19 protein-coding genes are annotated in these 19,675 nt (G+C 46.1%); 11 read left to right on the forward strand and 8 right to left on the reverse strand.

Translation table 11 applies throughout. The annotated features are described in order from the left end of the window. Positions 1-2 precede the first annotated feature (2 nt). Positions 3-605 carry a hypothetical protein gene (locus PRUB_RS21965; protein ID WP_010384352.1) on the reverse strand — a complete coding sequence of 201 codons (603 nt, stop codon included), beginning with the start codon at positions 603-605 and terminating at the stop codon, positions 3-5. Positions 606-812: 207 nt separating this feature from the next. Here PRUB_RS21965 and PRUB_RS21970 point away from each other — a divergent pair, with 207 nt between their 5' ends. Further along, complete coding sequence (locus PRUB_RS21970) at positions 813-1,622, forward strand: substrate-binding periplasmic protein (RefSeq protein WP_010384351.1); 810 nt, start codon at positions 813-815, stop codon at positions 1,620-1,622. Here the strand turns inward: PRUB_RS21970 and PRUB_RS21975 are convergent. Continuing rightward, on the reverse strand, positions 1,612-2,055 hold the full coding sequence (locus tag PRUB_RS21975; RefSeq protein ID WP_010384349.1) for a GNAT family N-acetyltransferase: 444 nt from the start codon (positions 2,053-2,055) through the stop codon (positions 1,612-1,614). The genes PRUB_RS21970 and PRUB_RS21975 overlap by 11 nt on opposite strands. Before the next feature lie 314 nt (positions 2,056-2,369). Between PRUB_RS21975 and PRUB_RS21980 the strand changes: the two genes are divergently transcribed. From PRUB_RS21980 to PRUB_RS21995, 4 genes are all read left to right on the forward strand, one after another. Continuing rightward, complete coding sequence (locus PRUB_RS21980) at positions 2,370-2,690, forward strand: hypothetical protein (protein ID WP_010384347.1); 321 nt, start codon at positions 2,370-2,372, stop codon at positions 2,688-2,690. Then, the gene (locus tag PRUB_RS21985) at positions 2,680-2,934 is read left to right on the forward strand and encodes a hypothetical protein (protein WP_010384346.1); all 255 of its coding nucleotides are present in this window, start codon (positions 2,680-2,682) and stop codon (positions 2,932-2,934) included. The genes PRUB_RS21980 and PRUB_RS21985 overlap by 11 nt, the downstream gene beginning before the upstream one ends. A gap of 8 nt (positions 2,935-2,942) precedes the next feature. Beyond that, entirely contained in the window at positions 2,943-4,532 is a 1,590-nt protein-coding gene (locus PRUB_RS21990; protein ID WP_010384345.1) for a PepSY-associated TM helix domain-containing protein, read from the forward strand. 98 nt (positions 4,533-4,630) lie between these two features. Continuing rightward, positions 4,631-5,383 (forward strand): hypothetical protein, encoded by a 753-nt coding sequence (locus PRUB_RS21995; RefSeq protein WP_010384344.1) that lies wholly within the window; start codon positions 4,631-4,633, stop codon positions 5,381-5,383. Between the two features lie 53 nt (positions 5,384-5,436). Here the strand turns inward: PRUB_RS21995 and PRUB_RS22000 are convergent, their stop codons facing one another. Continuing rightward, complete coding sequence (locus tag PRUB_RS22000) at positions 5,437-6,402, reverse strand: hypothetical protein (RefSeq protein ID WP_010384342.1); 966 nt, start codon at positions 6,400-6,402, stop codon at positions 5,437-5,439. Positions 6,403-6,488: 86 nt separating this feature from the next. Beyond that, positions 6,489-7,436, reverse strand: a complete 948-nt coding sequence (locus PRUB_RS22005) for a LysR family transcriptional regulator (protein WP_010384341.1) — start codon at positions 7,434-7,436, stop codon at positions 6,489-6,491. An 84-nt stretch (positions 7,437-7,520) separates the two neighbouring features. On the opposite strand from PRUB_RS22005, the gene PRUB_RS22010 reads away from it, so the two are divergent. Next, complete coding sequence (locus PRUB_RS22010) at positions 7,521-8,603, forward strand: alpha/beta hydrolase (RefSeq protein WP_052026449.1); 1,083 nt, start codon at positions 7,521-7,523, stop codon at positions 8,601-8,603. 19 nt (positions 8,604-8,622) lie between these two features. Here PRUB_RS22010 and PRUB_RS22015 read toward each other — a convergent pair whose 3' ends face one another. Further along, entirely contained in the window at positions 8,623-10,155 is a 1,533-nt protein-coding gene (locus PRUB_RS22015; protein ID WP_010384339.1) for a hybrid sensor histidine kinase/response regulator, read from the reverse strand. Between the two features lie 285 nt (positions 10,156-10,440). Between PRUB_RS22015 and PRUB_RS22020 the strand changes: the two genes are divergently transcribed. The 3 genes from PRUB_RS22020 (at position 10,441) to PRUB_RS22030 (ending at position 14,579) form a co-directional block, all read left to right on the forward strand. Next, positions 10,441-13,245: a tetratricopeptide repeat protein gene (locus PRUB_RS22020; RefSeq protein WP_010384338.1), complete on the forward strand. Its 2,805-nt coding sequence runs from the start codon at positions 10,441-10,443 to the stop codon at positions 13,243-13,245. 72 nt (positions 13,246-13,317) lie between these two features. Further along, on the forward strand, positions 13,318-13,947 hold the full coding sequence (locus tag PRUB_RS22025) for a LysE family translocator (RefSeq protein WP_010384337.1): 630 nt from the start codon (positions 13,318-13,320) through the stop codon (positions 13,945-13,947). Positions 13,948-14,078: 131 nt separating this feature from the next. Continuing rightward, the gene (locus tag PRUB_RS22030; RefSeq protein WP_010384336.1) at positions 14,079-14,579 is read left to right on the forward strand and encodes a GNAT family N-acetyltransferase; all 501 of its coding nucleotides are present in this window, start codon (positions 14,079-14,081) and stop codon (positions 14,577-14,579) included. An 82-nt stretch (positions 14,580-14,661) separates the two neighbouring features. On the opposite strand, the gene PRUB_RS22035 is transcribed toward PRUB_RS22030, so the two are convergent. Both PRUB_RS22035 and PRUB_RS22040 read right to left on the reverse strand, forming a co-directional pair. Continuing rightward, the gene (locus PRUB_RS22035) at positions 14,662-15,270 is read right to left on the reverse strand and encodes a LysE family translocator (protein ID WP_010384335.1); all 609 of its coding nucleotides are present in this window, start codon (positions 15,268-15,270) and stop codon (positions 14,662-14,664) included. Positions 15,271-15,317: 47 nt separating this feature from the next. Continuing rightward, the gene (locus tag PRUB_RS22040; protein WP_010384333.1) at positions 15,318-15,701 is read right to left on the reverse strand and encodes a nuclear transport factor 2 family protein; all 384 of its coding nucleotides are present in this window, start codon (positions 15,699-15,701) and stop codon (positions 15,318-15,320) included. Between the two features lie 275 nt (positions 15,702-15,976). Here PRUB_RS22040 and PRUB_RS22045 point away from each other — a divergent pair, with 275 nt between their 5' ends. Further along, the gene (locus tag PRUB_RS22045) at positions 15,977-18,082 is read left to right on the forward strand and encodes a TonB-dependent receptor plug domain-containing protein (protein WP_010384332.1); all 2,106 of its coding nucleotides are present in this window, start codon (positions 15,977-15,979) and stop codon (positions 18,080-18,082) included. After that, positions 18,072-18,557: a TlpA family protein disulfide reductase gene (locus PRUB_RS22050; RefSeq protein WP_010384331.1), complete on the forward strand. Its 486-nt coding sequence runs from the start codon at positions 18,072-18,074 to the stop codon at positions 18,555-18,557. Before PRUB_RS22045 ends, PRUB_RS22050 begins: the two co-directional genes overlap by 11 nt. Positions 18,558-18,872: 315 nt before the next feature. Here the strand turns inward: PRUB_RS22050 and PRUB_RS22055 are convergent, their stop codons facing one another. After that, a complete protein-coding gene (locus PRUB_RS22055; protein WP_010384330.1) occupies positions 18,873-19,304 on the reverse strand; it encodes a hypothetical protein in 432 nt (143 codons plus the stop codon). Between the last annotated feature and the right edge of the window lie 371 nt (positions 19,305-19,675).

Here is a 19,675-nt window from a genome sequence, read left to right on the forward strand (position 1 = left end):
GCTTATTTATCGGAACTTGCCTGACGCGTTTCTAGCAACTGCTTTTTAAGCAGCTCCTTAGTAATCTCTTTCGCCAGGACGCGCATATAGGCTTTATTTCCGGCAAAAATAGTTTCCTGCGCTTTGAGTACACCCGTTGCTGTCATGGCAACGGCCTGATCGCCTTTATCAATCATGGTAATTTGAAACTTGTTCTCGATATTCGTGGTCGTGTTTGAGCTGAAACTATTAAAACCAAACTGATTGGCACTCATTCTGGTACTGGTTATGGCCATTTTTTCTTTGGATAGCAATTCTATCTGCAATCTGGCCTGTGCACCTGAGCCTTCGAACTGTGTACGCCACTCTTGCTGTGTGTATTGGCGTGTTGGCGGGAAATGGTCTGTTGCTTTTAGACAAGTGACTTCGCTGAGCTTTTTAGCAAACTGGTCACATACAGCCGTTTCCAATGTTGATTTCATGGCGAAGTCTTGCATGTTTGCATCCACCAAAATATTGGCGTATTTTACAGAACGAAACTTAGGGTCAACATAACTGGTGATGTTGACGGATGTGCACCCACTGAGTGCGATTGCCACAACTGCGCTGGCAATGAGCTTTTTCATTGTTTTTCCTTTGTTTAAAAATAAAATCCTAAGAGTAGAGCATTAGCTTACCCAGTTTATGATTGTACCCGTGATGGGGTTTCTATAAAAGTCATAAAAATCATTAGCTTGATTTTATTTGTTGTGTAAAGTTTATGACTTTATAAAGTGGTCGATTAAAGAGAATGCTATGTTATAAACAGGTAATTAGTTGGTGAGGTGGGTAAAATGCGACTTTTTCGTCATTGTGTTAGCTTTTTGCTGACCAGTATGCTGATCTTTACCCCATTTCTTTCAGCGGCACAGACCTGTGCGCAAACCGTTACGGTCAGTGCCAGCGACAACTGGCCACCCTATTCTTACCGGGTAGACGAGCAATATCACGGGCTGGATATTGAGATCCTCGAGCTGGTCCTGAAAAGTGCCAATTTATGTTGGCGCTATGTATCATTTCCCTCATCCAGCCGTACCTTTGAAGAATTTAAAAAAGGCAAAGTCGATGTGATTTTTGCAGCCAGCTTTACCCAGGAACGACGTCGGTTTTCGGAGTTCAGTTTGCCGTACCGGGATGAGGTGATGCAGTTATTTCGTCACGTTGATAACCCTTTGAGTCCTCAAAGTGCATTTGCGCCAACCTTAAGCTTTTTAACCAAATCTATCGTGGCCGTGAATCGCGGCAGTGTCTATGGCGACGCCTTTTCACGCATAGTTCAGCAGTGTCCGGATTGTGTGGTGGATATTAACCTGGCCACAGAGCGTTTTGATTTGCTGGTCAAAAAGCGTGTCGACTATGCGGTGGAAGATTTGTTCACGGGTATTTATTTAATAAATCGTAACCCCTACAAGGCGCATGTGAGAGCAAGTCGTCTGACCGTCCATAAAAACCCCGCACATTATATGATCCGGCCAGGCTTGTTCAGTGAACAACAATTGCAGCAGTTCAATCTGGCCATCGTGCGCAATCAGGCAGCCATTGACGGACTGATTGATTTACATTTTCAGCGTCTGTTATCCGGCTCTGTGCAAACTAAGCAGTAAATTTACTCTGTGCTGGCCGGCGCATATGATATTCAAATTCGTCTTCATCATAGGTTCTGAAGCCCAGTGAAAAATATAAATGACGGGCCGGATTATGTTTAAGCACAGTCAGGAGAAAAGTGTGTTCGGGATATTGCGCAAACATGTGCCTGAGTGTGTTACGGCCAAGCCCCTGCTTTTGGTATTGAGGATCAATTTGTAACTGCATCACTTCCACTTGCTTGTCTCTCAGTCGGAATTTGAGGGTACCGACCGTTACCTGATCAATGATCAGCAAGTGAGAATGAGCATAGTCTTCCTCAAGCCGACACAAATGTGCCTCGTCACTGAGAAAAACCCCCTCCCGTTCCAGGTGCTCCACCATAGTTTGCAGGCGTAGGTTTAACAAATAGGGTTTGTCGATATCGCAGGCCTGTTTTAGTTCAATATGCATGGTCCTTTCCTTGTTCTGATTCTGATCATTTTGTCAGAGTGCGTGGATATGCAGCAATACTTTATGTATCGGCTAGTGAGGACCCTATTCATGCAGCCCTGAATTCATCTAATCCCAAAGTCATCGGGGTTGCAAGCAGAAATTGTTCAAAGAAACAAAACTTTAATGAAGCTGAATAGCCATGACCAGGACACACAGATAATGACCGAATAGGGGTGACCTTCGCGCCAGAGCGACTATATTTTGTGCTTTGTAGTTGAATGTCTGGTTTTAAAACCGTACCATAATTGCAAATGATAACGATTAGTATAAATATGAGTTTTATTGCAATTATCCCGCTTTGGCTTGCTGCACTGAGTTTGTATCTCGGCAGTCAGCGACAAATTGTCATCCCGCGTGCACTACCCAGACCTTTAGCTGGATTTGGTGCTATGTCTTTATTTTTACTTGGTATTGTAACTTTTAGCTTTGATTACCCCTGGGTTTCGTCGATGTTGGCGGCGCTGGTGGTGTTTATGCTGAGTTTGTTTACGGTGACGATTAGCTCGGGTTATTCCAGAGGGCGCACCTTGTCGATTACGGGAGGCGTGTGTTTGTTTAGCCTGCTTTTTGGGGGAGCAAGCTATGTGGCCTAAAACACTATCGGGTTTGTTCATTGGTCTGTTCTTATCCATTTCTGTGGTGCTTAACCTGAATTTACTGTTGCCATTTTCAGAGGGAACCCGTCTCTTAATTGGCCTTATTCTGGCGTTTCCCATTTGGGCTGCGGCGCTGGTATGGGCTTACTCATTTCCTTCGGCCTGGAAGTCTTTCAGGGCCTTGATGTTGGCGCTGGTGCCATCCGTTTTACTTAATACTGCCCTGATGGTGCTGAGGTAAATCAGACAATGAACAATCAAACCCTTAAATCACTGACCAATGCGCATGCCTGGGTCGGTCTGATCATTTCTACCGTCTTGTTTGTGGTGTTTTTTGCCGGTGCTATTACTTTGTTTAAGGACAATATCACCAGCTGGGAACGCACTCCTTTGTTGGTTGATGCTGCTCATAACACTGAGCATCCGGCTTTTGATAAAGCCATTGCCACTATTGAGAAAAATTATCAGGTGGATATGCATGGTGGCATGTTTATATATGCCCCTGACCAGCACAATCCGTTTATTGAGGCCCGGTTTGAGAGCGAGCTGGCTCAGCCAGATCCTATCACCGGTGAAGACCATCTTCATCAGGCCTTATTATTGGACGCTATTACAGGGGAAATCGTAGCCAGCAGCGATACGCATAACTATGCTCACTTCCTGTACAAAATGCACTACGACCTGGGGCTGGGACGCGCAGGCTTGTATTTTGTTGGTCTGGTTACCTTGTTCTTTTTTGTGGCGATCCTGAGTGGCATAGTGATCCACTGGCGCAAATTGTTCAGCAAGTTCTTTCAGTATCGAAAAGACGGTAATAAAGATAAATGGCTTGATGCACATAACCTGATAGGTACTATGGGCCTGCCGATGCACCTGATGTATGCATTTACTGGCCTGGTATTTAATTTGGTGATTATTTACCAGATCTCCTACGCGGTAATTTTGTATCAGGGCAATCAGGAAGCCTTGCTGGATGCGGCCGGGTTCGATCAGCCTCACCTCGAAGAAGTCGATAAGCGTATGGCCATGACAGGCGTCGATGACATGTATCGTCGAGCTATGGCTACTATGGGTGATGTCACTATACAAAGGATCAGCATTGAGCACTTTGGTGATGAGAATGCGATTTTGGTGTTCGCCGCGACCAGTAACGAAGACTTTTCCTTGTGGCGTGAAGTGCGCTATCTGATGAGCAGTCAGGAGCAAATTTATCTGACCATGGACAACTATGACAATGCCGTGCGTGGCGGCTTGTCGACCATTGCCAGTCTGCATTTTGGTGATTTTGCGGGTTATGGCATGCGCCTGGCGTTTTTCTTGTTTGGTCTGGCGACTGCCTATGTGATCATCACAGGTAATCTGATGTGGATTGCTAAACGCGCTAAACAACGTAACCAAAGCCAGCGTAGCCTTAATTTTGTAAGGCGCTTAACCTCAGGAAGCTTTATTGGTGTTGTGGCGGCTACTGCGGCAGGGTTCGTACTGGCACGAGCGCTGCCGGTTGAGTATCTGGGGCGGGTAGAGTTGATTGAACTGAGCTTCTACCTTATCTGGGTTATCAGTATTGTGGTATCGCAACTGATGAGCAACCAAAAGCTGTTCTGTAAGGCGTTGCTGAGCGCGTCTGCTGCGCTGTTTGCAATTACGGCTATCAGCGACTGGACCTTGTTCTACAGCACGTCCAGCCTGCTCGACGGTGCTGCGCTGCGGGACGTTTTGCTGGTGGATACTATGCTGTTGCTATTGGCTGCTATTTGTATGGCCGCAACGAAACGCGTGTATGCGCAGGAAATGAAGGCACAGTCAATTGGCGCTGAGCCCATGACCTCTCAGGCATAACACCCATAATGAGAAGGCGCTGCGATCAGCGCCTTTTTTTGTGCCTGAAATAAAGGCATAGTAGTAAATTATCACACTACACAGGACCCTGTGCCACTATGAAAACACAGACTTTTTTTTCCTGGATCTGGCGGATTAACGGCCTGATCATTTTGCTAATGGCGTTGTCTTTGGGCGCACTCTTTGTTTATGAAGTCAGCAAGGACCTGTTCAGGGAGCGTAATGAGCAAAACGTACCGTTGAACCTGGCTGAGGATAAAGATCAGGAAGAGAACTGGGACCTGGGTTATCCGGTACAACTGGGAGACTACGATTACTTTTTAATCCCACTGGAATCTGAAAAGCTGACTGTCGACGCGACAGAGCTCTCTATGGTAGAAGGTTTTAATCGCCAGAGTGGGCCACACAAAATGTATAGCAGTTATCGAGAGTCGCGTATGAAAAACGCCATTTTGGTCAACGCCAGTACCAATGAATCACGTTGGCTGTTCGACTCAGTGGATCAGCTTATCTATCGCTTCGGTACCCTGGAACAAGAAGGCTCTCGGCTGAATGAGCAAAATGAGGCGATTTTCTACGAGCTCATCAATGAAGACAGTAATGCGGATCAGCAGCTGGATTACAATGATGATTTTATTTTTGCTTTGAGTCGTCTTGATGGCTCCGGCTACACCGAAATCATCAGCGGTTACAGCGAGCTGATAACACAGGCTGTAAACAAACAGGGCAACTTATTGATAGTGTATCGCCGACAGGAACAGGTTTTCAGTGCCCTGATCGATTTGCGTGATTTTAAACTGCTAGATAAACGCGCCTTACCTAAAGTGGGTGATCAAGTAAGCACGCGTTGAGTTCAGAAATATGAGGCACTGACAGCGGTGCCTCAGATTACTTTTTAAGTTTTCTAGTGGCAGGTTACTGGGCAGTTATCAGGGCCCAGCGGGTTCTTTCTGCGTTGACTATCTAACTGTATTTCCAGCGTGTCAGAGAGCTTAACGTTTAAAGAAGCGGAATGCGTGGTATAGCCCAGTGAATTACCCGAGACTGAAATACGGACGGACTGGCCACTGATGATGTGGCGAATCGCATCTTTTGCCTTCACACCCAAATCTTCACCACCGTAGAAAAATTCACCGCTCGGGATCGCTTTATCCAGGGAGAAAATAGTACGAGAACCGGTTAACTTATCACTGTTAATGGCGGCATATGCCATGCTCGATAGCTTGGACTCAACAAAGTTGTCTATCAGGTTTGACAGGCCTGGGATGCTGATCCCCAAAAAGCGCGTTTCAAAGTCAATGTTCAGGTTCACCGGGTTCACTCTGATATTACTCACTTCACCACTGAAGGCATTGTAGTCTGCGGTTGCCCAGATTTCGGGGGAGTTGATCCTGCCATAGGCTTTAAAAATAAAAGATGGGGTATTTTTTAAGGTAATTTTTGCCGTAGAGCTGATACCGACACCACCCACTTTTGCTAAGATACGGCCGCCTGATTCACGTAGCTCAAATACCATAGGGCCATTGAGGTTGGTGTTAACATAGTCAAGGTCAAAGCTGCCATTCAGGTTAGCGTCGACGCTCTGATAAATCTTTTGGCGGATGTCTGCCTCAAGTGCATTTCTGCGCGCAGAGGTTTTTGCCAGCACAGATTTCACATAGTTGTTTCTGTCCAGCGCACAATCCTGATAGCCTTTGTAAGAAACAGATGCGCTAACCCGGGTCACATAATCGTCCCGATTGTATTGCTCAAATAAGCTGTAGAAATCACACTCGCCAATATTGTTGTTGATAGCGGCTGATGCCATACCTGGCACAAAACCAGTGCTTAAAACCGCTGCAAGTGTGAATGCTTTAACTTTTGTGATCATTTTTCATTTCCTTTGTGTTTTAATTTTCGGTAACAAGCTATCTACTTTTGTTGCCTAATGTCAAAGGAATAAATATTAATTTTTAACTAAATTAAATCTAGATCATCTTTTTCAGGTTCACGCACAGGAGGAGTCATGTCGTTTAGCTCTTCTTTCAGCAGACGTAGCAGTGCTCTGAGCCCAGGATGCCGCTCTAAATCACGACAATAGAGGTAGTAATCTACGCTGGGCAAAGCTTGTTTTATCGGTATGAAATCAATGTGCTTGTTGTCTGGCTCAGACAATGAGGCCGGCACGATTGCAAAACCAACCTGATTAGCAACCAGCGCCAGTGTGGCTGATTTGGTTTTGACTTGCTGAACCAGTTTGGGACGCACATGTGCGATGGCAAATGCCTGGTTAATTTCATCATACAGCTCAGGGTGCAAATCGCGTGGATAGCTAATATAGGGTTTCCTGGCCAGTGCTGACAGGCACAGCTCTGCTGCGGTGAGTTGCCATGCTCGCGGCACTGCCAGTACGTAAGGCTCTTTTTTCAGAAGATATAAATGCTCATCAGACAGGGCATGTTGATGCAACCTGATAACCGCGGCATCCAGCAACTGGGCGTGACATTGTGAGATAAGTTGCTGGGTGGTGCCTTCTTCCAGATCGATCAGATAGTCCGGATGCTGTTGGTGAAATGGCGCAATACGGGGCGCAATTAACACGTCGATTGCCAGACCGATGGCACCTAAGCGCAAAGGGAGTAGCTCACTTGACTGCTCAGCTCCCAGATAACGCATTAACGCATAATGACTTTCCAGTACTTTATCAGCATGTTGGATCAGCCGCTCACCTCTGCGTGTTAATGAGACCTGACGTGTTGAGCGTTCAAATACAGTAAACCCCAGTTGTTGTTCAATTTTTTTGATCTGCTGGCTTAACGGGGGTTGGGCCATATTCAGTCGCCGAGCTGCTTTGCTGAAGCTGAGTTCCTGGGCCACGGTAACCAGATAGCGGAGTTTTCTAAGGTCGAACCAATCTATATTCATTGGATATAAATTAAGGTGATTTATATATTGGATTAAACAATATGCTTTGGGTAACTTAGATGCAAATAATAAAAAGGAATAATGATGATGCAGAGACTATTAACCACATTGCTGGCATGTGTAGCCCTGGTAAGTGCAACTGTTCAGGCAAAGTTGATACAACACGCTTACTATTCTCAGGCCATTGAAGGCAGTTATATCGACACCGACCCAAACCGAACTATCAGTGTCTATCTACCCAAAGACTATGACACCAGCACACAAAATTATCCGGTATTGTATTTTTTAGGCGCTTATAACTGGCCTGCTCGATTTGCTCAGAGTCTGGCCAAGCGTTTTGATACATTCGTGCAAGACGGACACAGTATGGACTTTATTGTTGTCATGCTAGACGGGGATACCCCTTTGCGTGGTAGCTTCTACGTAAATTCAAAAGCGCACGGTAATTTTGAAGACTTTGTGATGAAAGAAGCACTGCCTTTTGTGGATGCAAATTATCGGATCAGCAAGCAACCTGAAGACACCGCCATTGCCGGGTTTTCTATGGGTGGGACAGGCGCATTGCGTTTTGCCGCTAAATATCCGCAGCACTTCGGCCATGTTTATGCAATGAGCCCAGGTATGTTTTCCGAACAGGGCATGCAAGACTCCTATCTGGCTGATGAGAAAGCGGTGGCAGGTTATAAGCTGTTTCGTCAGCAACTGGCAAAAGCGGCCGACCCGGCGGCATTTATGGCAAATGCATTTGCCGACTACCAGGGGTTAAAACTCTGGCAGCAAGGGGTCGATCACTCAAACCTGGCGCTCGTGCTTGCCTATGGCAGTGCGTTTGCAGGCACACAAAGTGAGGTGTTTGGTCCCCATTATACTGAGGTTGAGAGCAGCAAAGGCGCCTGGCAAGGCGGGTTTGGTGAGTTACTCAGGTTATATACAAACCCGAGTGTTCTGAGCAAGCTGCAATCTGTACATGTAGAGGTGGGTAATAAAGATGAATACCCCTGGATCTCAGAAGGGAATATGCGCCTTGGCGAGCTGAGTCGGGCCAGCAATAGCAAGGTACAGGTAGAAGTGTTTGAAGGCGACCACAGTAGCCGCTTTGGTGAGCGCATCAGCCAGCGAGTGCTGCCACATTTTGCGACCGTATTTAGTGAACGTGCTGAGCTGTAACACTGTCAGTAGATATGTGCTACAGCAACCTATCGAGAACAGCAAACAGTTGTTTTTGTGAGTAAGGTTTTACCAGATAATCATGTGCACCAAGCTCAAGGCAAGTGACTTTGGTGGCTTCATAAGCATCTGCTGATAACATCACGATTTTTGGTGTGGTCGGCAAACTGAGTGCTGTGAGTTGTTTAAGCACATCATAGCCGCTCATACCGGGCATATTGATGTCAAGCAACACAACGTCATAGTGCGGACCACTTTGGAGTTTGTTAAGGGCTTCTATCCCATTTTGAGCATTGTCTAATAATGCACAGTGGCCTTCTAACATTCGGTTTGCCACAATCAGATTGATGGCATTATCGTCAACCACGAGCACATTACCCAGTTGCAAAGTTAACTCAAGATTGTGCTGTTGATGTTTCTGCTCGCTGTTTCGTTGTGATAAATCCTGCTGCGCCGCCAAACCTATGGTGGCTGTAGTGCCTGTGTTTACTTCTGATTGCAGCGAAAATTCGTAGCCGAGCATATCACACAGCTGTATAACTACATCCAGCCCCAGGCCGGAGCTGCCAATTCCAGTGAGATCCGCATGTTTTTCCTGCGAGTAGGGCTCACACACTGCGACTATGTCTTTTATACCAACACCGGTGTCGTGAATGATGAGTTCACATTGGCCATTGTGATAGTTGGCTGAGAGTGAGACCTTACCTTGTTTAGTATATTTTATGGCGTTGCTTACAAGATTGCTGAGGATCTGAGTCAGACGGACCTTGTCAGTTTGACAAAATAATGTTTCGCAATCCGCCTGTGCGACTTCTAAGGTCAGCCCTTTCTTTCTTGCCGTGTCGTCATAAAGCCGCTGAAGGTGCAAAAACACGTGCTGCAATGATACGGTTTCAAGGCTGGTGGTCAGTTTTCCTGCTTCCAGTTTCGTCAGTGTGAGTATGTCATTGAGCAGCGATTGTAGTTGTTCACCGCAATCTAAAATAGTGTGTAAATCACGTAAAATATCGGGGTCTTGTACGCTGCTTTTTAGTGATTCAGCAACGCCCAGCATACCAAACAAAGGCGTGCGAATTTCGTGAGACATACGGGCAAAAAAGCGATCTCTGGCACGCAAAGCTTCAATGGCTTGTTGCTCGCTTTCTTTCACTTTGGTGACATCCGTGTGCGCGCCGAGCATACGTATGGGCTCTCCCTGTGCATTTCTGAGGATCATCCCCCTGCAACGGATCCACACAGTTGAACCATTGGCATGCTGATAACGCACGATTTGGTCGTAAGGGTGGTTTGGGTCTTCGGCGTGGCGGTTAAAGTTTTCCATGGCATTTGCTAAGTCGTCCTGATTAATAATTGACTGCCACTCAGATACATTATGTGTTTTTGTGTCGGGATCATAGCCCAGCGTCCGCCAAAGTTTATCACTCATCCATTCTTCTTCGGGGTTTTCAAGATCCCAAAACCAGATCCCGTCCAGCGAAGACTCCTGAACAAACTCAAACAGCGCAGGATCACTTTTAATGCGTTCGTAAAGTTCCTTTTCTAGTCTGTGCATGTGTTTTAATCGTCACCTGATACTTTAATTCGATAGAGTATAGTTCTAGATTTACTCGTACGAAAACCTAGCTTTTGATATCAAAACAGCTTGGTTGTCAGTAATAAAATTCTACCTATACGATTTATCAGCATGAGTAGATAAGCTTGAGTGCCTGTGGCGATATAAAGAATGGAACAACACGCCTGATGAACTAAGCTTAATGCACTAGGTGGCAGAAATCATGATGAAATGCTGTAAATCCATGCAACCTTATTGCTGTTTTCCCCCAATAGGTATTGAGTCGTGCGCTCATTTATATCTAACACTTTACTCCTGACAACCTTGTTGTTCGTCGCAGTGTCGGTGTGCTCATCTGAACCTGATCATGTAACAGAGCTGGAGCAGCAGATACAGACAAGTAAGCAAAGCCAGAAGGTGGATGCGATTATTGCTTATATGAAAGTGTCTTTTTTCTTTAAGTCGAAATTGGCATTAGCATACGGCGAGCAAGCATTGAAGCTTCTGGAGCGCTACCCAAATAATCGACAGGCTGCACTTGTATACTTATACATGGCACGCGCCGTGTTGTATGAAGACGATTTGTCGCAGGCTAAAATATGGGCTATGCAGTCCGAAAAAATTGCTCAACGCAGCGGACTTGGGGGAATTGAAGCGTCAGCCGCACTGGTACGCGGAGAAATTGCCTTCACACTCAGGGATTATGAACAAGCTAAGAAGTTGATTAGTTTCGCTATTGAGCGGTCAAATCAAGTGCAAGACAGAGCCGTTGAGGGGCGTGCTCATGGGGTGTTGGGTAAGCTTTATAAATCCCTGTTGCAGTATGACTTATCACTACGTCATTATTTGCAAGGGTTAGACATCTATTTAAAACTTAACGACAGGCTTAGCGCCTCAAAAAGTCACGAATATCTGGCTTCTTTGTATCGAAAAATGGGGGTATTTGAAAAAACACTACTGCATCAACGGGAGGCGCTCAAAATGGCCAGGGCGCTTGAGGATAATCGCTCGATTGCCGTGATCACAAGTAATCTTGGTACTTACTATAAAGATGTGAGGGATTATGAGCGTGCTATTGAAATGCATCAGGAATCTTTGAGGATTAAACACACGCTTAACTATCAGCGAGGGATAATCCATTCATATAACCAGCTGGGTAATCTCCACTACCTGGCTGGAGATCTCGAAAGTGCCGAATATTACATAACCCAAGCCATTACACTAGCAGGCGACCTGGAGAAGCCGACACACGTTGCAAGTGCATACCTTTACTTGGGGCGAGTGTACAGAGTGAAAGGGGACATGTCTCTGGCTGAATCCCACTTGCTTAAAAGTCTTGAGCTATTCCGCAAAAGCTTCAGAGAAGCGAGTTTGGCTAAGGTCCGCCTGGAGCTAGCGCGTTTATATACGCAAAATGAGGCGCTTGAAAAGGCAATTATTCAGCTCGATAACGCAGAGCGCATCGCCAGTTTGCATGGTTCAGAAGCGTTGCTCACCAATATCTACCGTGAACAGTCAGATGTATATAAAGCAACAGGGGATTACAACGCAGCGTTGATGTCTCTCCATTCCTATTTATCTTTGTCTGAGGTGTTAGCTGAAAGGAGTAAACAACATCGAATTCAGTCCCTGATTATTGAGCATGATCTGGAAGACAAAGCGCTTGCGATTGAATCATTAACACAAGAAAACAAAATCAAGGCGCTAGAACTTGAGCAACAAAAGATTCAAAATCGGCTCTACTTAATTGGCCTTATGTTGGTTTTTCTGGTGCTATTTTTTCTCTACAATTGGAGGGCGAAAAACACCCAGTTGAAGATTGAAGCTGCCGCTTTACAGAAAGTAAAAACGGCTAACCGACGTCTTAGTTTGGCACTTTGGGGGAGTGGCGACACTTTGTGGGACTGGGATCTAGTTAATGGGATCATGGTTCGGGAAAATCAATTGGAGGGGCTGCGTTTACCACCTGAGGTGATCGGGACTCATATCGACGTATTCAAACCCCTTGTTCACCCAGACGATTTTGAAGAGTTGAAACAGAGATTTACGGATCACCTCCAAGGGAGAAGTGAGTTTTATGAAGTCAGTTATCGGGTACTCACGAATACAGGCGACTGGTTGTGGATTTTGGACAGGGGACGAGTTACTGAACGTTCCGAACACGGCGATGCTTTACGTTTGTCTGGTACCTTTAAAAACATCTCCAAAATAAAAGCTTCGGAATATGCGCTCTCGGAGCTTAATGCATCTTTAGAGCAGCGAGTGGAAGAAAGGACAGAGACCCTGAAACGCTCGAGAGATGAACTTGCTATGGCGCTTGAAGAGCTGACGAAAACGCAAGAGTATTTGTTTGAAGCGCGCAAAATGGCTGCTCTGGGTCGATTAGTTGTGGGAGTTTCTCATGAACTGAATACGCCGTTGGGCACCTCGGTTACTGCAAATTCCTTGTTAAAGGACAAGTTTAAGCAGTTTCAAAGTCAGTTAAATGAAAGTACGTTAACACGCAATGATACTGAGCAATTCATGGAAGTTGCGTCTTCATGTATAACTCTGTTGGAAGCGAATATCACACGCGCTGCAGAACTGGTACAGAGATTCAAGTTAATTTGTGTTGATGATGGTAGCCAGCCTGAACAGCGATTTATGATGAGTGACCTATTGGCTGGGTTTCAAACGCTGCATCGAAGTGACGATAAGGTTACGGTTCACTGTGATTGTCCGGCGGATCTGGCGATCACCTCAGATCGTCAAACACTGAGCACTGTATTGGAAGGGCTTTATCAAAATTCGGTTGACCACGGGTTCGTGAATAAAACTGAGGGCAACATCTGGATACAAGTAAAGATTTGCTCACAGAAAGTCATACTTTATTTTTCGGATGACGGCGAGGGGATCGAAAGCGAATCAGCGTCTAGTCTATTCGATCCATTTTATACAACCAAGCGACACGATGGCCATGTAGGTCTGGGTTTGTATATTGTTTTTTCTCAGGTGACTCATCTGCTGCGTGGGCAAATTACTTATCAGGCTCGCTCAGAGGGCGGCGCATGTTTTGTTATCCAAATACCACAAATGATTGAGACAAGTTAAATTTCTACTTGGAAGTTGATTTTCGAGGCTTTATAACTATAAAACAGTCTCTTTTTCGGACAATACAAAATAATGGAATATCTCTACGCAATTATCCTCTTTGCGATTTCGTCTTCTGTTACACCTGGCCCTAACAACATTATGGTCATGACCTCTGGCGTGAACTTTGGCGTAAAAAAGAGTCTGCCTTTGTTGAGCGGAATATGCATTGGCTTTGCCTTCATGCTGCTGTTAGTTGGGCTTGGTTTTTCTCGCTTATTTGAGTGGTTTCCAGCGCTACATATGATCATTAAATGTGCGGGCGTGCTGTATTTGTTGTATCTGGCCTGGTTGATCGCGCGTTCAGCAGACACCCAGGATACGGACAGCCAGGGTGAGCCACTCTCGTTCCTGAAAGGCGCCTTGTTTCAATGGATCAATGGTAAGGCCTGGGTGGTGGCGACTGGCGCGATCGCTGCCTTTACTACTGTAGGTGGTGGCGTTGATACTCAGACTATGCTGATTGCCACCACTTTTTTGTTAGTGTCCTTTCCGTGTGTTGGTGTCTGGCTGTTGTTTGGTTCACTGCTAAAAACCTGGTTGAACAGTGCTACCAGTCGTAAGCGCTTTAATCTGGCGATGGCGGGACTATTGGTGATCTCTGTACTACCGGTCTTAAAGGAAATAGTGGTACAGTTATCGGGACCGATGACCACGCTTTGACCGGGTGTAGTGTAAAGGGCATTTACACTTGCGTGTATCATCACGACTTTGAAAGACAAAGTGTATGGTACGCTCTTGGAAAGGCGGTTAAATCAGGTCTGACAGATAATAACAACGTAAGGAATACCCAGATGATCACCTATCGACTCGCTTTGCCGACCGAAGCCGACACGCTAAAAGCCCTGCTATGGCAGCATGGTCAGAATGAATGGAATTACCTCACCGAAGACGGGGTGAATGCTGAGTTTGAGTTGCTCGAACGTGGGGCTGCAAGTGCCGTGGTGGCAGTACAGGATGACGAAATTATCGGCTGCTCGGTATTGATTGACGCAACACATAGCCCGGATTACCTCAACAAATATACGCACCAGAAATTGATGTACTTTATCGGCGATGTGGTGGTTGCAAGTCAGCATGGCGGTAAAGGTATTGCCACAGCCCTGTTACAGGCGTGTATCACACAGGCCAGACAAGTTGGCGCTGAAGTAGTGTTAATTGAGCGACATGAGGAGAATCTGGCTTCGGCAGGTATGATGCGAAAAGCCGGATTTCATATCCTTGATACTTTTCATGATCCGGACAAACGGAGTGCGGGCTCACAAAATAGCTGTATTCTGGCTATAGAGCTTTGAACGTGAATTTAACAGTGTCTCTGATACTCAGTTAAGCCTTGTTCAGGCCACACGTATAACGGTGTGGCCTCTGTTGATCAGATTAGCGAACAGCAACCGTCACGCCCGATGCTGCTAACACCGAGCCGGCACAGCGATTGAGCATGGTCAGTCGTCGTGGTGTAGATATGAGCTTTTTGGCCTGACCGCCCAAATAAACATACCCCAGATTAACTGAGCCAAATGCCAGCGTTGCACATGCCATGATCCCTAAAATGTCCGTATAGGTCATACTTTCTATTGCGACAAAGGTAGGAAACAAAGCAACATAAAAAACAATGGCTTTGGGGTTACTCAGCGTCAGCAAAAAACCACTCAGTACGGCCGATTGGGTGCTATGAGTTGCCGTGTCAGTGGCCGAAGCACCAGGCTTTGCTAGTAGCAAGGAAATGCCCATCCAGATCAGGTAGGCGGCGCAGAGATACTTGATGATAACAAAAGCGCCACCCAACACTTCGGCAACGACCGCCAGACCAGAAATTGCAAGCAAAATGAACACATAATCGGCCAGCAGTAAGCCCGCAGTCATAAATATGCCTCGTTTACATCCACTGGCAAGGGAGGCCGATGTAATGGCGAATACGGCAGGTCCGGGTATGATGGCGACAACAAACATTGCGATAAATAATGCCATATAGTGTTCAAAGGTCATGCAATTGCTCCTTCAGGGCTGAATAAACTATCTTGGCTGATGGTATCTCAGCTCACGTCTTTGATGTAACTAATTTTATTGTTTTGGAAACGGAATCGGGTTTCGCCCTCAAGTTGGAGCGTGTCTCCGGCACTTAAGCCATTCGGCAGATCCGTTGCAAGCGTTGCCTGGTATTGAATGTAGGCTGTGGCGGCCTGCTCTTCGAGTGCTAATTCTGTGATTGTCTGTTGGCGGGTTTCGAATAACGCAGCCCCTTTTACAGCGAGTTGCTCAAACGCCGCTTTACCATGCGCGCTGGCCGTGATCTCGCCATTAGATTCGTTTTCAAAAACGATCTGCTCATCTAACAGTGCCAGCATCGCAGCAATATCAAATGTATTGTAGGCATGAATATAAGCCTCAACCAGATCAATATGAGTGGGTTCTGACATGTCAATTCTCCTTATATAAACCATGTTTGCCGCTGCGATTTTGCGCAAGGCTGAAGTTATTAAATCGGCTGAGGTACAGTTTGGCAAGAGGCTCAATGGTAAAAAACAGCCTAAGTATGCTGGATTTTTATGGCAGATCTGTGCGCCGTCTTGTGACTAAATTATTCACTTCGTCTTACGTTTTTAGTATTTAACCCCAATTTAATGAAAACTGAAATGTTATATTATAACATTTGGCGCGTTGTAACTAAGATAAGAACTAGGATCTCACAAACATGTCATTGCTTTTGTCAACGCTGACGGTCATTGCGTCAGCTGCATCTGCGCCTGCAACCGGGGTGGAAAAGTCAGTAGAAAAAATTGAGGTACAAGGGGTGCGCTCACGCCTGATCAAGTCAGGTGCATTAAAAGACGATATTGCCAAAACGGAGCTGCTTTCAAACGAATATATAAAAAACACTCAGTCCTCCAGCCTGGCAGATGCAATCCAAAATGCCATTGGCATTCGCGTGTCTAATGAGTGTGCTATGTGTGGTGCAAAGCGGATCATGATCAATGGATTAAAAGGAGAGCATACTAATGTTCTCGTTGATGGCATCCCCATGCATACTATGATTTCTGGCTTTTACGGCATGGACTCAGTAGCGGCATCTGGCATCGGGCGTATTGAAATTGCCCGTGGTGCTGGTGCATCACTTACTGCGCCGGAAGCCATTGGCGGTACGGTTAACCTGGTTACAGCTGAACCCAGCGAAGATAAAATTGAACTGGATATGGCGACGGGTACCGGTGGATATAAGCTGATCTCTGCGCTGGCAAGTGGCATCAGTACTGACGGCAACACCCGGGCAACCCTGATTGGTCAGTATGATAACAAAGATCAGTTTGACGGTGATGGTAACGGCGTAAGTGAAAATCCGGCCCTGACCAATCAGTCACTGACTTTAATGGTATCTCATGATATTGGTTATTCAGACAATATTCGTGTGCGGCTGAATCAAACCCAATCAGAAGTGTTTGGTGGCCCGGTTCTGGGTGATACTGCAACCAGTATTTCTGCTACCTTGGCCAGTGTCAGCCAGGGTGAAGCGGATGCTTTGTTTGTGAGTGATGATGTGCGAAATCGCTACATCGGCAATGCCTGGGAAACTGCGGAATGGGTAAAAACGGAGCGTGAAGAAGCCAGCCTGAGCTGGTTACATGAGATTTCATCCCGCCTGAACGTGACCTCCAGCTTGGCTTATGTGGATCATATTCAGGATTCGTTCTATGAAAGCACCGATTACTATGCTGAAGACACTATGTATTATTACTCGGTGCGCTTTAACTATGATCTGAATGCTGAGCACCTGCTTACTTTTGGCGCGGACAAGCGAGATGAGACGATGCGCTCCTCGTCTGCTGCGCTCGAAAGCACTGCAAATTATGTGTCGGATAGCTTTGATTACGATACAACCGGCCTTTATATACAGGATACCTGGTTACCAAACGAGTCAATAGAGGTCTCTGCCGCGTTACGTCTGGATCAGATCCAGGCCGACTTCGTTGACCCACAAAAACCTGGCGTTGAAATCGACAAAACCATCCTGTCTCCCAGGGTCGATATGCGTTATTTCCACAATGATACTTTTACCTCTCGTTTGTCACTAGGGCAGGGTTATCGCGCACCTTTATCTTTTTTTGAAAGTGACCACGGCATATTGGATTCCGGTAAAGGTTTTCAGGTAGAGGTCAGTGAACCAGAGCGTTCAAAATCGGCGACTTACTCACTCAGCTATGAGACAGAAATGCTGACTGTTACGGCCTCAGCCGCGCATACCAAAGTGGAGCATCTGGCCGCTTTGTCTCATACTGACTCAGGCACGCCGGTGCTCACTCAGCTGACTGAAACCGCCGCAGTGACCGCAGTGGATATTTCGGCAAACTGGCAGGTTTCAGATACTTTGACTGTGTCAGCAATCGCGGAGCAGTATCATTACGACGAAACATTCAAAGCCTCATTTGGCATCGCACCGATTGAAAAACGCGCGACGCTTAGCACCGACTTGCATATTAATGAGTGGGAAATCGTAACCAGCGCAATCTGGGTGGCGAGTCGCGATCTGACAGAATATGGCTATGAAGGTTTTAACGATGCCAGCGGCGAGTTTGCTAAACCCACCACAGCTGAGAGTTATGTCACGGTTGACCTAAAAGTGGTTAAGCCACTCTCCAAAGCACTCAGTTTGTATGCCGGTGCCAGCAATTTGTTTGATTATAATCAGGCTGAAGATATGGGCAGTCCGCTGATGTATGATGCTGAAGGTGGTTATGATGTGGTGTATATTCATGGCCCATTGAGAGGCAGACAGGCTTACCTCGGGCTCACCTATGAATTTTAAATGGGTGGCCATGCTGCTGACCACTTGCCTGGTGTATGAGAGTCAGGCTACTGACTTTTATACACAACCCATGCAGCGTCTTGATGACGCTGCTTATGGCGAACTGCAAACCCTGGCCCCGTTTACCGGGGCGCCAGTGCTGATGTCTTTTTTTATGCCAAACTGTCGCTGGTGTGAAAAGCAGCATGTCGCACTGAGCAACCTGGTCGAGTCTTGTACCGGCGTTCAGCCCGTGATGATGGGCGTGAATGGTAATCGCCGTGATTTACGTCGCGCACTTAAGCGAAAACACAATGAGTTCCCCGCCTTTTTAAGCAGTCGTGAATTTACTCAGGCGTTAGGAAAAAAACCGCCGGTCCCGATGACCTTGATCTTTGATAATCAAGGGGAGCTGGTGTTTTACACCCAGGGTTATCGTTCACAGCAAACCTTAACTACACTGCTGAAAGCGCATCAAGTGACACAGTGCCTCTGAGTTAGCAATCAGACATAACATAAAGTGATTGATGTGTTGTTAAATCAATCAATAGCACTGGTCAGGCTATGATAAGAAGACGTAGAAACCACTTTGGTAACTTTAAAAAAATTCACATTGGTGCTTCAACGTAATGGGGTGTGTTTTATCGAGTTGATGTCTCACACGTGTGACTGGGCACTGTTGCCTGTAAGTCACGCTTTGTTGCCCACTGGTCAATGTGGGCATTTTGCTGTTCGCATTTATATATTATTGCTAACTAAAGCCAGGGCTTCTTAACGGCTACTCCTAGCTTTTTCAGCCATCAATTACTCACTAACTAAGTAATGACAATAATCCAAACACCAATAAAGCACAGGTGATTAACGATAATAGCGACCCAATACCGACCAATACTTTCAACATAATTTCTGCGGAGACGTTTGCTGAGAATCCCGCACCAGCGATGGGCAGAGCTTTACTTGCGCCTGTCAATGAGGCAAATGTGATGCCGATCCAAATAAGTATGAACCCCAATGCAGAGCCATACGCAGCAAAAACTTCCAAATAATAAGGCAGTTCAACCAGTGACCAGATAATGCCAAAGATCGCCAGTGCCATGGCGCACTGAACAGCGGTGAGGTGGCCAGAAAGCGCCATACGGGAATTTTTTGCAGCTGGTATCAGCGCACCTTGTATTAAACCGACCAGGAAGAAGGCAATACCAATAAAGATGAGGTGCGCACCTATCTGTGTAAGTTCTATCATGATGTTCCTTATGTGTTGTGGGTAGGTGGAATCAACACCCTTGATCCTGTTAATCATTCTTAATATGGGTGTTTAGCTGTCAGACTGGCCTACCGCACAAATTGTCCGTCTGGCGTATGCTTTTGTAAGCTGACGAGCGTCATTTTCTTCCACGCAGAAAAAAAGTACCCGTACCTGTTTAAAAAGGCAAGTTAAAAATTGACTTCACAAAAAATCATCAACATGGGCATTCATACCCGCTCTACCCTTCTTATTTTGTGATTGGAAATTGTGATTGAAAACCAAGGATTGTCCAGTTTTTTTGTATTAAATTGAGCGTTCATGTTCACGTTCAAGAGTACAACCTATGACCCCAAAGTAAGCGTGCGTGT

This window comes from Pseudoalteromonas rubra (assembly GCF_000238295.3).
GTDB classification, from domain to species: domain Bacteria; phylum Pseudomonadota; class Gammaproteobacteria; order Enterobacterales; family Alteromonadaceae; genus Pseudoalteromonas; species Pseudoalteromonas rubra.

Excerpts from the sequence above, each read along its gene's own strand:
- PRUB_RS21965 (WP_010384352.1), bottom strand. The coding sequence starts at position 605 with ATGAAAAAGCTCATTGCCAGCGCAGTTGTGGCAATCGCACTCAGTGGG.
- PRUB_RS21970 (WP_010384351.1), top strand. The coding sequence starts at position 813 with ATGCGACTTTTTCGTCATTGTGTTAGCTTTTTGCTGACCAGTATGCTG.
- PRUB_RS21975 (WP_010384349.1), bottom strand. The coding sequence starts at position 2,055 with ATGCATATTGAACTAAAACAGGCCTGCGATATCGACAAACCCTATTTG.
- PRUB_RS21980 (WP_010384347.1), top strand. The coding sequence starts at position 2,370 with ATGAGTTTTATTGCAATTATCCCGCTTTGGCTTGCTGCACTGAGTTTG.
- PRUB_RS21985 (WP_010384346.1), top strand. The coding sequence starts at position 2,680 with ATGTGGCCTAAAACACTATCGGGTTTGTTCATTGGTCTGTTCTTATCC.
- PRUB_RS21990 (WP_010384345.1), top strand. The coding sequence starts at position 2,943 with ATGAACAATCAAACCCTTAAATCACTGACCAATGCGCATGCCTGGGTC.
- PRUB_RS21995 (WP_010384344.1), top strand. The coding sequence starts at position 4,631 with ATGAAAACACAGACTTTTTTTTCCTGGATCTGGCGGATTAACGGCCTG.
- PRUB_RS22000 (WP_010384342.1), bottom strand. The coding sequence starts at position 6,402 with ATGATCACAAAAGTTAAAGCATTCACACTTGCAGCGGTTTTAAGCACT.
- PRUB_RS22005 (WP_010384341.1), bottom strand. The coding sequence starts at position 7,436 with ATGAATATAGATTGGTTCGACCTTAGAAAACTCCGCTATCTGGTTACC.
- PRUB_RS22010 (WP_052026449.1), top strand. The coding sequence starts at position 7,521 with ATGATGCAGAGACTATTAACCACATTGCTGGCATGTGTAGCCCTGGTA.
- PRUB_RS22015 (WP_010384339.1), bottom strand. The coding sequence starts at position 10,155 with ATGCACAGACTAGAAAAGGAACTTTACGAACGCATTAAAAGTGATCCT.
- PRUB_RS22025 (WP_010384337.1), top strand. The coding sequence starts at position 13,318 with ATGGAATATCTCTACGCAATTATCCTCTTTGCGATTTCGTCTTCTGTT.
- PRUB_RS22030 (WP_010384336.1), top strand. The coding sequence starts at position 14,079 with ATGATCACCTATCGACTCGCTTTGCCGACCGAAGCCGACACGCTAAAA.
- PRUB_RS22035 (WP_010384335.1), bottom strand. The coding sequence starts at position 15,270 with ATGACCTTTGAACACTATATGGCATTATTTATCGCAATGTTTGTTGTC.
- PRUB_RS22040 (WP_010384333.1), bottom strand. The coding sequence starts at position 15,701 with ATGTCAGAACCCACTCATATTGATCTGGTTGAGGCTTATATTCATGCC.
- PRUB_RS22045 (WP_010384332.1), top strand. The coding sequence starts at position 15,977 with ATGTCATTGCTTTTGTCAACGCTGACGGTCATTGCGTCAGCTGCATCT.
- PRUB_RS22050 (WP_010384331.1), top strand. The coding sequence starts at position 18,072 with ATGAATTTTAAATGGGTGGCCATGCTGCTGACCACTTGCCTGGTGTAT.
- PRUB_RS22055 (WP_010384330.1), bottom strand. The coding sequence starts at position 19,304 with ATGATAGAACTTACACAGATAGGTGCGCACCTCATCTTTATTGGTATT.